The 14,008-nt window shown below is 67.7% G+C and carries 10 protein-coding genes and 1 pseudogene; 9 read left to right on the top strand and 2 right to left on the bottom strand.

The features are described 5' to 3' along the window. Positions 1-123 precede the first annotated feature (123 nt). Both ACFXAZ_RS03690 and ACFXAZ_RS03685 read left to right on the top strand, forming a co-directional pair. Positions 124-1,110: a carbohydrate ABC transporter permease gene (locus ACFXAZ_RS03690; protein ID WP_384584519.1), complete on the top strand. Its 987-nt coding sequence runs from the start codon at positions 124-126 to the stop codon at positions 1,108-1,110. Then, a complete protein-coding gene (locus tag ACFXAZ_RS03685) occupies positions 1,107-2,009 on the top strand; it encodes a carbohydrate ABC transporter permease (RefSeq protein ID WP_384584516.1) in 903 nt (300 codons plus the stop codon). Before ACFXAZ_RS03690 ends, ACFXAZ_RS03685 begins: the two co-directional genes overlap by 4 nt. Positions 2,010-2,112: 103 nt before the next feature. Here the strand turns inward: ACFXAZ_RS03685 and ACFXAZ_RS03680 are convergent. Beyond that, positions 2,113-3,007, bottom strand: a pseudogene (locus ACFXAZ_RS03680) (ATP-binding protein); the annotation flags it as partial. Between the two features lie 282 nt (positions 3,008-3,289). Here ACFXAZ_RS03680 and ACFXAZ_RS03675 point away from each other — a divergent pair. From ACFXAZ_RS03675 to ACFXAZ_RS03650, 6 genes are all read left to right on the top strand, one after another. Beyond that, complete coding sequence (locus ACFXAZ_RS03675) at positions 3,290-4,534, top strand: helix-turn-helix domain-containing protein (RefSeq protein WP_384584513.1); 1,245 nt, start codon at positions 3,290-3,292, stop codon at positions 4,532-4,534. Positions 4,535-4,861: 327 nt separating this feature from the next. After that, positions 4,862-5,656 carry a toll/interleukin-1 receptor domain-containing protein gene (locus tag ACFXAZ_RS03670; RefSeq protein ID WP_384584510.1) on the top strand — a complete coding sequence of 265 codons (795 nt, stop codon included), beginning with the start codon at positions 4,862-4,864 and terminating at the stop codon, positions 5,654-5,656. Next, positions 5,653-7,647 carry a hypothetical protein gene (locus ACFXAZ_RS03665; RefSeq protein WP_384584506.1) on the top strand — a complete coding sequence of 665 codons (1,995 nt, stop codon included), beginning with the start codon at positions 5,653-5,655 and terminating at the stop codon, positions 7,645-7,647. The genes ACFXAZ_RS03670 and ACFXAZ_RS03665 overlap by 4 nt, the downstream gene beginning before the upstream one ends. Continuing rightward, the gene (locus ACFXAZ_RS03660) at positions 7,644-8,996 is read left to right on the top strand and encodes a hypothetical protein (protein ID WP_384584503.1); all 1,353 of its coding nucleotides are present in this window, start codon (positions 7,644-7,646) and stop codon (positions 8,994-8,996) included. The genes ACFXAZ_RS03665 and ACFXAZ_RS03660 overlap by 4 nt, the downstream gene beginning before the upstream one ends. Positions 8,997-9,294: 298 nt before the next feature. Continuing rightward, positions 9,295-9,564, top strand: coding sequence for a type II toxin-antitoxin system Phd/YefM family antitoxin (locus ACFXAZ_RS03655; RefSeq protein ID WP_214943751.1), 270 nt, complete (start codon positions 9,295-9,297; stop codon positions 9,562-9,564). Then, complete coding sequence (locus ACFXAZ_RS03650) at positions 9,557-9,820, top strand: type II toxin-antitoxin system RelE/ParE family toxin (RefSeq protein ID WP_356292697.1); 264 nt, start codon at positions 9,557-9,559, stop codon at positions 9,818-9,820. The genes ACFXAZ_RS03655 and ACFXAZ_RS03650 overlap by 8 nt, the downstream gene beginning before the upstream one ends. Before the next feature lie 907 nt (positions 9,821-10,727). Here ACFXAZ_RS03650 and ACFXAZ_RS03645 read toward each other — a convergent pair. Continuing rightward, positions 10,728-11,828: a tyrosine-type recombinase/integrase gene (locus tag ACFXAZ_RS03645; protein WP_384584499.1), complete on the bottom strand. Its 1,101-nt coding sequence runs from the start codon at positions 11,826-11,828 to the stop codon at positions 10,728-10,730. A gap of 529 nt (positions 11,829-12,357) precedes the next feature. On the opposite strand from ACFXAZ_RS03645, the gene ACFXAZ_RS03640 reads away from it, so the two are divergent. Then, a complete protein-coding gene (locus ACFXAZ_RS03640) occupies positions 12,358-14,007 on the top strand; it encodes a type I restriction-modification system subunit M (protein ID WP_384584555.1) in 1,650 nt (549 codons plus the stop codon). Position 14,008: the final 1 nt, after the last annotated feature.

Raw genomic sequence — 14,008 nt, 5'->3', positions numbered from 1 at the left:
GGCGGGCCGGGCCCGGCACCGGCACCCCGTTCCCGATCACGGACCCGATCACGGAGTCGATCACGGAGCCGATCCCGCTCCCGGTCGGGAGAAGGGGCGTGGGGCTGGCTGTTCGTCAGCCCCATGGTGCTGATCCTCGGTCTGTTCCTGGTCCTGCCGACCCTGATGGCGCTGTGGGTGAGCCTGCTGAACTGGGACGGCCAGTCCAACCCGTTCGGCGGCCAGGCGGACTTCGTCGGCCTGGACAACTACCGCTCCCTGCTGACCGAGGACGGCCTGGACCGCACCCTCTTCGCGACGTCGCTCCGCAACAACCTGTACTACGTCCTGCTGACGGTCCCGTTGCAGACGATCGTGGCGCTGACCCTGGCCCTGGTGGTCAACCAGCGGATGCTGCGCGGCCGGAGCGCGCTGCGCACGGCGTTCTTCTTCCCGTCCGTGACCAGCTCGATCGCGGTGGCCACGATCTTCCTGTTCCTGTTCCAGGGCACCGGCGCGGTGAACACCGTGCTGTCGTGGATCGGTGTGCAGGGCCCGAACTGGTTCAACGACCCGAGGGGCATCCTCTCCCTGCTCCTGGGCGGCATGGGCGTGGTGGACCCGGACAGTCCCTCGGGCTTCCTGACCGACCACACCCTCATGGGCCTCTCCTATTTCGAGTGGCTGTCGGGACCGTCGGTGGCGATGTGCACGATCATCGTGCTGGCCGTGTGGACGACATCCGGCACCTTCATGCTGATCTTCCTCGCCGCGCTCCAGGACATCCCGCGCGAACTGGAGGAGGCGGCGGCCATCGAGGGCGTCAACCGCCGCCAGCTGCTGCGCCACGTCACCCTGCCCGCCCTGCGTCCGGTCCTGTTCCTGGTCCTCACCCTGGGCCTGATCGGCACCTGGCAGGTCTTCGACCAGGTGTACGTGATGAGCCAGGGCGACCCCGGCAACACCACCCTGACCCCGGCCTTCCTCTCCTACTCCTCGGCGTTCGACGACGCCGACTTCGGGCAAGGCGCGGCCATCGCCTTCATCCTGCTGATCCTGATCCTGACCATGACCGCCGTACAACGCTTCCTGATCCGGGAGCGCACGCCCCGCGCCCGGAGGACCCGATGAGCGGCACCAAGTCAGCGGCGGTACGGGCGCCGGGCCGCCCGGTACTGCCCCGCTTCCCCTCCCCGATACGCGTCCTCGGCTACACGGCGGTGGCCGCGCTGGGCCTCCTCTACCTCCTCCCCTTCGTCCTCCAACTGGTCACCGGCTTCAAGACCGACCCCGACGCGGCGGCCAACCCCCTGGGCCTGATCCCGACGACCCCGACGACAGCGGCGTACGAGCGTCTGTTCGGTCTGAGCGAGGCCGCCGACGGGGTGCCCTTCCTGCGCTGGCTGAGCAACTCGGCGTTCATCGCGGTGGTGGTGACGGCGGGCCGGGTCCTGTTCGACTCGATGGCGGGCTACGCGCTGGCCAGGCTGCGCTTCCGGGGCCGCACGGTCCTCTTCGGCTTCGTGATCGCCGTACTGGCGGTACCGAACATCGCCCTGCTCATCCCGCGCTTCCTGGTCCTGAACACCTTCGGCCTCTTCGACACGTACACCGGCATGATCCTGCCGCTCCTGGTGGACGCGACCGGCATCTTCGTCATGAAGCAGTTCTTCGAGTCGATCCCGAAGGAGGTGGAGGAGGCCGCCCGGGTCGACGGCGCCGGAGTCTTCCGCGTCTTCTGGTCGGTGGTCCTCCCCATGGCCCGCCCCGCCCTCCTCACCCTCACGATCCTCTCCTTCCAGGGCTCCTGGAACGAGTTCACCCACTTCCTCGTCTCCACCCAGTCCAGCCAGTACGAAACCCTGACCACAGGCCTGGCCCGCATGGTCTCCGGCGGCCTGGGCGGCGGCACCCAGTACCCCCTAAAACTGGCAGCGGCCCTCCTCGCCACCCTCCCGGTGGCCGCACTGTTCTTCTGCTTCCAGCGGTATTTCGTGCAGGGGGCCAATGCGGGGGCGGTGAAGGAGTGAAGGAGAGGGTGCGGGTGGGGCTTCGCCGCAACATCTGCGGCCTGATCGTGCCCACCAACTCCCGCGCCTCGCCCGCAATCCGCCACTCAAAGCGACCAGGAAGCAAGCGATCACCGGGACCGTAGGTGGCATCGATGCCTGGAGCATTGACGCCGCTCCGCGAGACCGCGGGCAGTATCCGGGCAAGCGCCTCGCCGATGAGCGGCTCGATCGCCCGGCCGCGCCGGCTGGCCCAGTTGTTCGTGAGCAACTCCAGGGCTCGCTGGAGCTGCGTGGCCCCGATACCACCGGCTGCGCGGGCGATGTTCGTCAAGGTCCGCTCGCCGCTGCCGATCACCGCCAGCACCGTACGCGCCTGAGCCTGCGGGGGGATCGGCAGCCAGCGAACGCTCCGCGGATGCCAGCAGGGCCGAGACAGGATCCGTTCAGCGCCTCACCGAGGAAGTCCCACAGCCAGGCGCCGTGCGGCCACTCCGCGCAGATCAGCGGCAGCCCACCGGTGACCAACGCGGCGTCGAGGGCTTCCGCCGGTTCCAGCCCGAGCGTCCGCCCCACCTCGGCGGGGTTCAGCGACCCGAGCGCCATCTCCCGGCCGCGCCGATGGAAGGGTCGCCCGTAGCTGTTCAGCGCCTCCATCATCGACAGATCGGAGCCGATGAGGACCAGCGGCACCGGCCTTGGTCTCCAGGACCCGGTCCCAGGCCCGTTGCAACATCCCCTCAAAGGCGCCGTCGACATCCATCAGGTACGGCACCTGATCAATGATCAGCACGCCTCCCGGTCAGCCGGCAACGCCGCAGCCAGCACGCCGAACGCGGCATCCCAGCTCTCCGGCCTCGCGGCAGCCACGAGCCGCGCCGACGGCAGCGTCGATGCCTGGGTGTCTCGGGCCAGCCGCGCCAGATCATCCCCAGGGGACGCACGGTCGTCGCGTAGAACAGGAACCGGGCCCCGGAGCGCTCCGCGAACCGCTCGGGCGGTCGCGACTTGCCCACCTGCGACGGCCTACTATCGATCACTTTGCCCCGATCACGGACAGCCCCGTTCTCGGCAAGGAAACAGGCGGAGGAGAGCGGAGAGCAGAAGAGGCAACGGGCAACCCCGTCGAACCCCGATTCTTGAGGCGCGCCTCGTGCCAAACTCCCTCTCGGATGCCAAGCGCGACGACTCCGTCACGCCGGGTGTTCATCGTCGGCCTTGGCGTCGATTAGTGGATGTCGAACGAAAGCTCCCCGTGAGGCGCATGGCTCTCACGGTCACTGTTCAAGGGGAGGTTAACGATGAGCACAACTTCGCCTTTCGGCCCGGAACTTCGTCGTTTACGACAGGAAGCGGGGCTGACTCTGACCGAATTCTCCGTGGCACTCAACTACGACAAGGGACACCTCAGCAAGGTCGAGCGCGGTGAGCGTTCCGCATCCCCCGAACTGGCCCGGCGGTGCGACGCCTTCCTCGGCGCGAAGGGCGAGTTGCAGCGCTTGGCCGTCCGTCCCGAGACCGACTCGGATCCCACCGGAACCCCGGCCACACCCAGCCCCTGGCTCGTCGGGCGCCGAGCGGTTCTCGGGGCGGGTACGGGGGCGCTGATCGACCTCGGCCTGAAGCTCGGCGGTCATGCGTCCTCTGCCGCCGACCCCCTTCTCGCCTCCTTCCGCACACAGTTCGAGCAGCTAAGAAAGCTCGGCCAGTCCACCGCGCCGAAGGTCCTGCTTCCCCTGCTGGAGACGCAGACGCACACGGTCACCGGGCTGGCCGCCGACACCCCGTCCGCGACTCGGGCCCCCGCGCTCCTGCTCGCGTCGCGGTTCGCGGAGTTCACCGGCTGGATGGCCCAGGAGGCCGGGGACAGCGGCGCGGCGCTCGGCTGGACCGGTGAGGCCGCCGAACTGGCGCGCGCCGGGGGCGATCCGCACCTCGGTTCCTACGCGCTCGTGCGACGCGCCCTGGTCACGCTCTACGCCGGGGACGCGACAGGCACGGTCGCCCTGGCCCGCCGGGCCCAGAGCGACGAACTCCCGCCGCGCATCCGGGGACTCGCCGCCCAGCGGGAGGCGCAGGGACACGCGCTCGTCGGCGACGAACGCGACTGCTTGCGCAGCCTCGACAGGGCGCGGGAACTCCTCGACAGTGACGATGCCCGCAGCGGCAGCGAGCCCGTGATCGGCACCACCCACGTCAGCGATCCGGCGGCGATGACGACCGGGTGGTGTCTGCATGACCTCGGTCGCCCCAAGGCAGCGGCCGAGATCCTCGACCGGGAATGCCGCCGCCTCCCGCCGCACGCGTTGCGCACCCGCGCCCGGTACGGCTTCCGCAGATCCTTGGCCCACGCCGCCTCCGGAGAGGTCGAGCACGCGTGCACGATCGCCGGGGAACTCCTGGCGGTGATGCCGGCCGTACCCTCGGCGACGGTGAACAGCGACATCCGGCGTCTCGCGCGCGAACTCTCCCGGTTCCGGAGCAGCCGCGCCGTACGCGATCTGCAACCAGCGCTGGCACGGGTACTCGCCCCCGCGCACGACTGACACCGGCTCCACGACCGACACCGGCTTGAGCCGCGCGGCTCGCCGGACTTCCCGGCCCTCCAGCCCCCCGGATCCCACGATCCCCGGCGGGGCCCCTCTGATCCCCGTCCGGCGCGTAGCACCACGCCTGATTCTTCCGGGCTGCCCGCGACCAGTGACGCTCGGGCAACGGCGCACTTCCATCCATACACCCACCCGTGGACGCGCCATGCCGTCGCACGGCCAGAACTTCATGGCCCGGGGCTGACCGGGGCCTCGGGGCCCTCGATCCGCAGCCCCGCGCTCGTACCCATTCACCCCCGTCTTCCTCTCACGAAGGGAACCTTCATGCCCGACGTCTTCGTCAACTACCGCACAGGCGACGAGGAATCCACCGCAACCATGATCGCCCGGGAGCTTGCCCGGCGGTTCGGCGGCGAGCGGATCTTCTTCGCCAGCGATTCGATCCAGCCCGGACACCGCTTCCCTGTGGAACTGGTCAGGGCTGTGGAGGAGTGCGAAGCGCTCCTCGCCGTGATGGGTCTGCGCTGGGCGGAGGTGCGGGGAGCCGACGGCCGCCCCGCCCTCGAAGCCGAGGAGGACTGGACCCGTCGGGAGATCCAGACCGCACTCGACCGCGGGACCCTGGTGATTCCCGTGCTCGTCGGAAAGGCCACCCGGATCGACCGCGCCATCCTCCCGGAGGGCCTGCGGGAGCTGGCGGACTGCCAGTACAAGCGATTCGACCACCGCAACGCCGAGTCGGACCTGACGGCGCTCGGCGACGCCCTCGCCAGGCTGCTGCCCGAGCTGGGCGCGGTGGACCGCGACGCCCGTGCGGCCCGGGAGCGGGCGGAGGCGAAATCCGGCAAGAAGCCGGCCCAGGGGCGCGAGCAGACCAGGATGCGCACACGCGACGTAGAGCAGCGCGTGCGTGGCGGCATCGGAAACCTCAACGGAGACCTCTCCGGCACCTTCGTCAACGAGCCGCAAGGGCCCGTGAACACCGGTCAGGGACACCAGTACAACGCGCCCCACTTCCAGGGTGACAACACCGGGGTCCAATTCACCGCGGGCGACAACAGCGGTACGGTCCACCAGCGCTTCGAGCGCGAGCGCCGGCACTCGGACGACGGACGATGACCGAACAGGACCGCGTCACCGTCAGCGATCCGCGCGGCCCGGTGAACAACGGTAAGGGGAACCAGTACGTCTCCTACGGCGCGGCGCCGGACTGGATGATCCGTAAGGGGGTCGGGTCCCTCCGGATCGCCCGCGAGGACCGGGTGCATCTGGCCGACCGGTTCGTTCGGCCGGTGGGTTTCCGCGTCGCCGCCGACCGCCTGGAGAAGCCCGGATCGGTGGTGCTGCTGGATGCTCCGCCCGGCAGTGGCCGCCGCGCCGCGGCGATCATGCTGCTGCACGGGCTCGTCGAGGACGGGGACACAGACAAGGAGGAGACCCGGTTCGAGGAGCTTCCCGCCACGGACGAGGACGAGAGCCAACTCACCCCCGGTGAAGGGGACCGCTTCCTCCTCGACCTCTCCGGGATCACCGACGAAGAAGCGTACGTCAAGGAGCAGCGCCGCCTGGCCGTTCGCCGGTCACAGGTCCAGGAGGCGGGGGCTCATATGGCCGTCGTCCTGCCATCGGGCCTGGAGCACGCCCAAGCGCCGGATCTCGACCCGCACAAGGTGACGCTGGGGCGCCCCCGGGGCCTCGCCGTCGTCACCCGGTACCTCCGCATGGACCGGATGGCCTTCCACTCCGCGGACCTGCAAAGCGCCGACCTCCAGCTCCTGTGCGACCGCTCCCCCATGCAGGAACTGGCGCAGCTCGCGGGGCTGGTGAGAGCCGCTCGCGACAGTGGTCGGTTCGGCGCCGAATTCGCGGGATGGCTCGACCAGGCGATGCACGCGGTGACCGACCGTGCCGGTGAGGTGGGCCGACAGGTGGCCACGGTCCGCACCGCGCCGGAGAGGGCCCTGCTTCTCGCGACGGCGGTGTTCGAGGAGGCCCGCGCCGACACCGTCTACGAGGCGTGGCACGGCCTGATGAGAACGGTAGGGCACGAGGAAGAGGCGACGACCGAGCTCGCGCGAACGGATTTCGGGGAGCGGTTGGCTGCGCTCGGGATCGAGCGGGGCCCGGACGGACGGCTCCACTTCGGGCGGCTGGCCTACGCCGACGCCGTACGGACCTACTTCTGGGCGAACTTCCCCGGGGTGCGCGACAACCTCAGGGACTGGATCGGGCAGGCCGCCGGGCTGGGTGGTCTGACCACCGACGACCGGGTGAACATCGTCGTCCGCTTCGGCGAGCGGTCGCTGGCCGTGGGACGACCCGACCACCTCTTCGACCTCGTGGTGCATTGGGCGGACCACACGACCGGGGCGTCCTACGACCCGCGAGCCGTGGCTGCCCTCGAACTCGGTCTCGGCCACGAGAGGTTCGGGGGATGGTTCCGCAAGCGGATGTACCAGTGTGCGAGGTCCGGCCCCCTGTCGGACGGTCTCGTCCGCACCCTGACCACCGCCTGCCTCCAGAGCCTCGGCTCGACCCACCCGGATCAGGCGATGGTGCGGCTCCACTACCTCGCCGTACGCAAGGGGGAGGCGGCGCGCGAGGCCCAGGAGGCACTTCTCGACCTCGCCGGTCGCGACCGGCGGCTCTACCGGCTGCTGATCGACCGGGTGCGGGACCGGACGCGCCGGGAGCCGCGCGGGGCGGAGCCTCACTTCCGGCTGCTCATGGAGCTGTTGAGGAGCGACCGGGCACCGGACCCGCCCCCGTGGCCGGACCTGTTCCTGGGCTGGGAGGCAGTTTTCTGCCAGCCGCCGACGGAACTCTGGAATCCGCTGGTGAGTAGCTGGCTGGACGCCGTGGCGGGCGACGGTACGCGGGAGATGGCACTGGGCGTGCTGGTCGGGGCGACGCACGGCCGCGCACCGGCTCTCCACCGCCTCTACGCCATCGCCTACAACTGGGCGGGGCTCGCGCGCCACCCGTCCCGGGCGGCCGTCGCCGCCCTCTTCTGGCAGCACATCGACCACGCGCAGTACGTCCGCACGGAGAGTACGGAGAGTACGGAGAGTACGGGCGTCAGGCCACCGACCACGGAAGAGGAACGATGAAACACCGCTTTCCCAGCCTGCTGTTCGTCGCTCTCTGCGGCCTCGCACCGGCCGTGCTCGGAAACCTCCTGCACTGGTCGGCATTGCTGTGGGGCTTCATGTCCATGGTCACGGCCTCGGGTTCCCTGCTGCTCGTGATGACGGTCCTCAGCGGTGGCCGCGCGTCGGCCGATCCGTACGAGCCCGAGGAACCCGAGCCGCCTGCGGCGCCGACGCAGCAGCCGTACCAGGAGACACGAGTGGTAGACGCGGCACTGCCGAGCGCGACAAACGGCTACGACTTCCTCTTCTCCGCCACCGTGTGGTGGAGTCCGGTCCCCGACCACGCCCACCGGTCCGACGGCGCCTGCCCTGCGCTCGCCGTGTCCTCGGTCGTCAGCCGGGCCCTGGAGATCGTCCGCCGCGAGGTGCCCGGCCGGGCGAACGTCGCACGGTACCTCCTGGAGGGGGAACTGGGCGTCCCGCTCCCGGACCGGAGCGGACGGGTGACGGCCCTGGCGGCCGATGTGACGCTGACCCTCGCCCCCGCCGACCGCGAGCGCCTGCGAAAGTTGAACGACCTTCGCAAGGACGAGGAGATCTGGGAGTACGAGCGTCAGCACGAGCGCAACAAACGGCGCTACCTCGGTGACGACGTGCTCAAGAGCGCGGGCAGCGCGGTGGTGTGGTGGCTGGCCCGCCACGAGAACGAGATCGAGAAGGCGGTCGACATGATCGGCCCGCTCGCCCAGATCTCGGCAGCGGCCAACGACGAGGAGGTACCGGAGCTCTTCCGCCACCTACTCGTCCCGCCAGTGGGCGCGTGGAACGCGCAGACCGTCGGGGGCCCGCTGTGGGGCGGGGACGGCCAGGAAGGAGGCACGTTCGACCGCGAGGAGGAAGTGAGTGTTTCGGATCGGCTGCTTCTGTTGCTGACGGCGGTGGGCCTGAAGCCCGGCATGGACGGATACACGGTGCTCGTACACCGTGTGGTGCGGAGCCTGCGGGCTGAGGGGCTGGACGAGGCCGCCGAGGACATCACGCGGAACCTCCTCACCACGCCCGATGAGGGCGGGGGCGAGGAACCGGAAGATGGGTCTTCGGGCGTGGGGAGTGCCTCGGGACCCTGGCCGCCGGGCTTCCCGGCCCCGGAGGGCTCGCCGTCCCCCGACGCGGACGCGGACCCGGATGCCGACGCGGGCGCGGACACGTTCACGCCAAAGGCGCCGGAGAGCGCCGCAGGCGAACGGAACGAGGGCTGGTGGGAGACCAGCGAGGACGACGTGACACCTCCGTACCTCGGGGACACCTCGCAGAGCCCGCACCGGCCGGCCGCACCTCACACACGGGACGAGGACGACGGGAGCTGACCCGAGCGGAAGCCCGTCAACCCTCCCGCACGCCCCTGCGGGGATATGGCCCGCGATCCAGCACTGGGACCTCACCGGATCCCAGCACGGCAGGCATGAGCAGGGGTGATGACGGATGACGAGGGGGCAGGGTTCCAGCCCCATCCAGCTACCCGACTCCACAAGGCCGACACTCCGTGACCTGCTTGTTTGCGGTGCAAGTTCGTCCAGCACATCCAACACGGCGACCGCGAGAAGACCCGACCGCGCGCCACGGCCCGCATTGTGTACACACGAGACACTCGGTACCCTTGAGCGCATGACGCAGCCGCTGCCCATAGAGTCCATCCGCGACGTGCGCGCCCATCTCGCCGAGGTCGTGGAGCGCGCCGATCGCGACGACGTACCCACAGTGATCACGCGTCGAGGCAAGGAGGTGGCAGCCGTCGTCTCGATCGAGGTGCTGCGCAAGTACCAGGAGTGGGAAGAACGCGAGATCAACCGAATCATCGACGAGCGCATGGCCAACCCGGCAACCGGTATCCCAATCGAAGACATCATGAGGGAGACGCTGGCGCGCGGTGAGTGAGTACCGAACCGTCTTCCGCCCTGAGGCACAGGCCGAGCTCCGGAAGATCCCTCGCGACACGGCCCTGCGCATCCTGGCCAAACTGACCGAGTTGGAGAGCGACCCCCTCGGCTTCAACACCACTGCGCTCGTGTCACAGCCAGAACGCCGTCGCCTGCGAGTGGGCGACTACCGCGTCGTCTACACGATCGACAACGGAGAGCTCGTGGTGTGGGTCGTCCACGTCGGGCATCGCTCCACCGTTTACGACACCTGATGCCGACTGATCCAACGCCTGATCATCCAGCACGAACAGACGTCTCACACGGGGCCTTCTGCGCATGTGGAGATCACTCCATCCCACTACTCCGTTCCCACTGAGCACTGTTCCAAAGCGACATGATGACAGGAACCATGCGCTCGGGATCCTGATTGGGAACCATCTCCGACAGTGCTCCAACAAAGGACAGACAGCACGTCGTTGCATCTGTAGCGTCGGTCGCTCCAGCGCATTCAGCGCTATTGCCAGGCGCATTCTCTTGCTCTCCGATTTCCGCTTCATCCCACAGCATGTGAAACCGAGGCACTTCAGGCTCAGCTTCCAAGCCAGCAATACCCTGAGCAAGGATCAGAACGATCAGCGCGGGGAAACCTTAGTCGGGGAGCACCGGCTCTGAGAACAGGTCGTGCACGCGCCCGTGACTACCGATCCCGTCCGTCCGGCGGGTCAATTCCCGCATTGACGGAAACCCGGCCTTCCGATGCAGCGTCTGTAGCTCTTCACCCAGTCCTCGCATGGGCCCGTCCGGCAGCTCCGGCGCCCTCAGCCTGCCAGTTGGGCAGTACGCCACTGGCGACGCCGGAGGCCAGGAGAGCAGACAACCGAGCAGGTCACGCCGATCCCACCGGTAGGGTTGAGCGAGGGTGACTGAGTGTCAGGAAATCCAGCACCGATCCAGCACGGGATGAACGAAGGGGCCGCCCCCGGAGGAGTCGACCCCTTCTGACCCACATGTTCGCCACGTCACCGACGTGGTGTTATTTCACCGGTCACACATTGAAGCGGAATCTGTAGGGCAGAGCTCCCACCTGCGAAAACGCGGATTTTATAGGGGTCATCCCAGCACCATCCCAGCACGGGCGTTCAATCCCAGCACCAGGCAGGACAGACGCCCCTCGTACACCTACGCAGCTCGGGCGCTGCTGCTCGAGCGCGCCTCCTCTGTCGGCTGGGACGTCGCGTCTGGGGATACAGGCCGCATGGCGCGCTGCAGAACATCCCGGCAGCGATCCCATGCACTGGGCAGCAGATGTCCGTAGATGTCGACCGTCGTCTTGACCGAGCGATGGCCCAGCCAGCGCGAGACCTCGTGGATCGGCATACCGTTGGCCAGGGCTATGGATGCGAAGAAGTGCCGCAGACTACGAGGCGTGTACTTGGCATTGCCATCCAGATCGACCAGGCCAGCCGAGAGGCATGCCTTCTTGAACTGGTAGCCGTAGGACGCAATGGACGGCATCACGCCAGCGCCAGGTTGACGTGGAGCAAAGAAGGTCTCAAGTCGAATCCGTTTCCCCTTCTGCCCAACAAAAACGACGGGCACCGGCTTCCACTTCTGGAGGTGCGCGTCGATCTCCTGCTCAACGAACAGGGTGGTTGGGACATCTCGGCACTCCTTCTCCAGCCGATGTTTGAGCGGCACGAAGGGTGTCTGGCAGTCCTTACGGTGCACCTTGGCACTGACCTGCCATCGAATCCTGACGTAGCCAGGCCGCCTGCACTCGGTGGAGAAGGCCAGGGCTTCGCTGGGACGCTGGCCTGTGCCGGACTGAAGGTAGACGGTGAGGCGGAAGCGCGGCGCGATGTGCGCAGCGATCAGATCGACCTCGGCTGACGTCGGAACTTCGTCCTCGTCCACTGCCAGCGCATCCCTGCGGGAGATCCGGATACCCCGGGCCGGGTTCTCCGTGATGCGCTTGTCCACGACGGCCGCCTCCATGATGGCGGCCACCATCACCATGCGGTCGTTCACTGTCGATGCAGCCAGCCCTGCACCGCCTCGGTAGATGTCCTTGATGAACTTCTCAAAGTCCCGCCGTGTCAGCCCAGCCAGGGACCTACAGCCAAGGCGCGGCACGAGATGGTTGTGGACGAACCCTTCGTAGTTGCGGCGGGTCGCCTCGCCGACAACTCGTCGCTCCAGCCACTCCCCAGCCCAGACCGACAAGGACATGGCGCCGCGCACAGGATCGACGCAGCCGCGAGACTTCGTACCCTTCTCCACACCGGCGGCGAAGGCGTCCGCACCGTCCAGGCCGATCCTCCGCGGAAACGATTTCTCCCTCTGCCGCCCCCGTCTTCCGCCCGGCTCCCGGTACCGCACGGTCCATGCGTGACCGCAGCGTGGACGCACGCACGGACAGTTTCGATCCCGGGTGTCCCCCTTGCACCTCTGAAAGACGCTCGCCATCCATGCTCCTTGCTATCTGACCCAGCGCTGAAGATCGTTGCCCCTGCCTCCCGACCAGGCCAGACATTCGCTGCTAATCCACCTCTTTCAGCGAACCTTCAAGCCCTATCTGTGCTGCCGCTCACGGCGGCCGCCAGGATGGAGGCGTCTTGAACGGACTGGAGCCCTCCACCCTGAGCTGCGTCGCCAGCTAGAGCACGAGCAGAGACGAACCAAGTAGGTCGTGGCCGAATTCATTAGTGACGACCTTGCGCCGATGCGACGGATGTGGCGTAGATCTGTACGAGACTGGACCACGACAGACGTCTCCCTGATCCCCGCTAGACGACGAAGCGAGCCTCCCGTGCCACCCCGCCAGAAGAAGCAAGCCAAGCCGGAGGACATGAAGTCCATCCTCTGGAAGTCCGCCGACAAGCTGCGTGGCAGCCTGGACGCGGCCGAGTACAAGCACTTCGTACTCGGCCTGGTCTTCCTGAAGTACGTGTCGGACGCGATGGGGGAGAAGCAGGAGCTGCTGGAGGAGGAGCTGCGGAGTGGCGGCATGCTCGCCGGGATGGGACTGGAGGGTACGGCCCCAGAAGAGCTGATCCGCAAGACGGTCGAGGACCCGCTCCAGTACACCGGGGCCGGCATCTTTTACGTGCCACCGACAGCACGGTGGAACGAGGTGCTCAAGCATGCCAAGGTGAGTACAGACGGGCCGAGCGTCGGTGAGGTCATCGACGGCGCGATGGGGACCATTGAGAAGTTCAACCGGCCTCTGAAGGACACCCTCCCAAGGATGTACAACAGCGGTCGAGTCGACGAGCCCACTCTCGCCGAACTAGTGCGACTCCTCGACCAGTTGACCTTCCAGTCGCAGATCTCACTGGATGGAAAGCGAGTAGGCGCTCGGGACCTGATGGGTGAGGTGTACGAGTACTTCCTCGCGCAGTTCGCACTCGCCGAGGGACGCAAGGGAGGCGAATACTTCACGCCACCCTCGGTGGTACGGCTCCTCGTGGAGATGCTGGAACCGAAGGAGCGTGAGCGGGTACTCGACCCCGCGTGCGGATCAGGCGGCATGTTCGTACAGGCCGAGAAGTTCGTGGAGACGCACGGCGGCAACCGGTTCAACGTCTCTGTCTACGGCCAGGAACGGAACCAGACGACGTGGCGGCTCGCCAAGATGAACCTCGCCATCCACGGAATCGAAGTGGACCTGGGCGAGGAGCCCGCGGACTCCTTCCGCAACGACCAGCACGGTGACGTGAAGGCCGATGTAGTCCTCGCCAACCCGCCGTTCAACATCTCCGACTGGGGTGGCGAACTACTCAGCGGCGACGAGCGTTGGAGGTACGGTTCCCCGCCAGCGGGGAACGCCAACTTCGCCTGGATCCAGCACATGGTCAGCAAGCTCGCCGTCGGCGGGCGCGCCGGGATCGTCCTGGCCAACGGCTCCATGAGCAGCAAATCAGGCGGCGAAGGCGACATCCGGCGTGCGATGGTCGAGGACGACCTGGTCGCGTGCATGGTGGCCCTGCCGGGACAGCTGTTCCGGTCGACACAGATCCCGGCGTGCCTGTGGTTTCTGGCAGAAGGAAAGGGGAAGCGGCCAGCACGGTCGCCATGGGTGTCGGCGGAACGCACGGGCCAGATCCTCTTCATCGACGCGCGAGAACTCGGCTTCATGGCTACGCGGACGATGAGGGAGCTGAGCGAGGCTGAACTCAGGCGCATTGCAGGGACATTCCGCTCTTGGCGGGGCGTCGAGGGCGAACCCACGTACGACGATGTCGCAGGCTTCTGCCGTACCGTCGCTCTGGACGAGTTGCGCGAACACGACTTCGTTCTGACGCCGGGGCGGTATGTAGGAACCGCGGAAGTCGCGGACGATCCGGATGCGGAACCGGTGGAGGCGAAAATCGCGCGCCTTACGGCGCTGCTGCGGAAGCAGTTCGCGGAATCGGAGCGTCTAGCGAAGGCCGCAGATGAGCAGTTGGGGAGGCTCTAAA

The organism is Streptomyces sp. NPDC059477, from assembly GCF_042749375.1.
Lineage (GTDB): Bacteria > Actinomycetota > Actinomycetes > Streptomycetales > Streptomycetaceae > Streptomyces.
The sequence above is the reverse complement of the archived record's forward strand: the minus strand, read 5'-3'. Positions and strand labels throughout refer to the sequence as shown.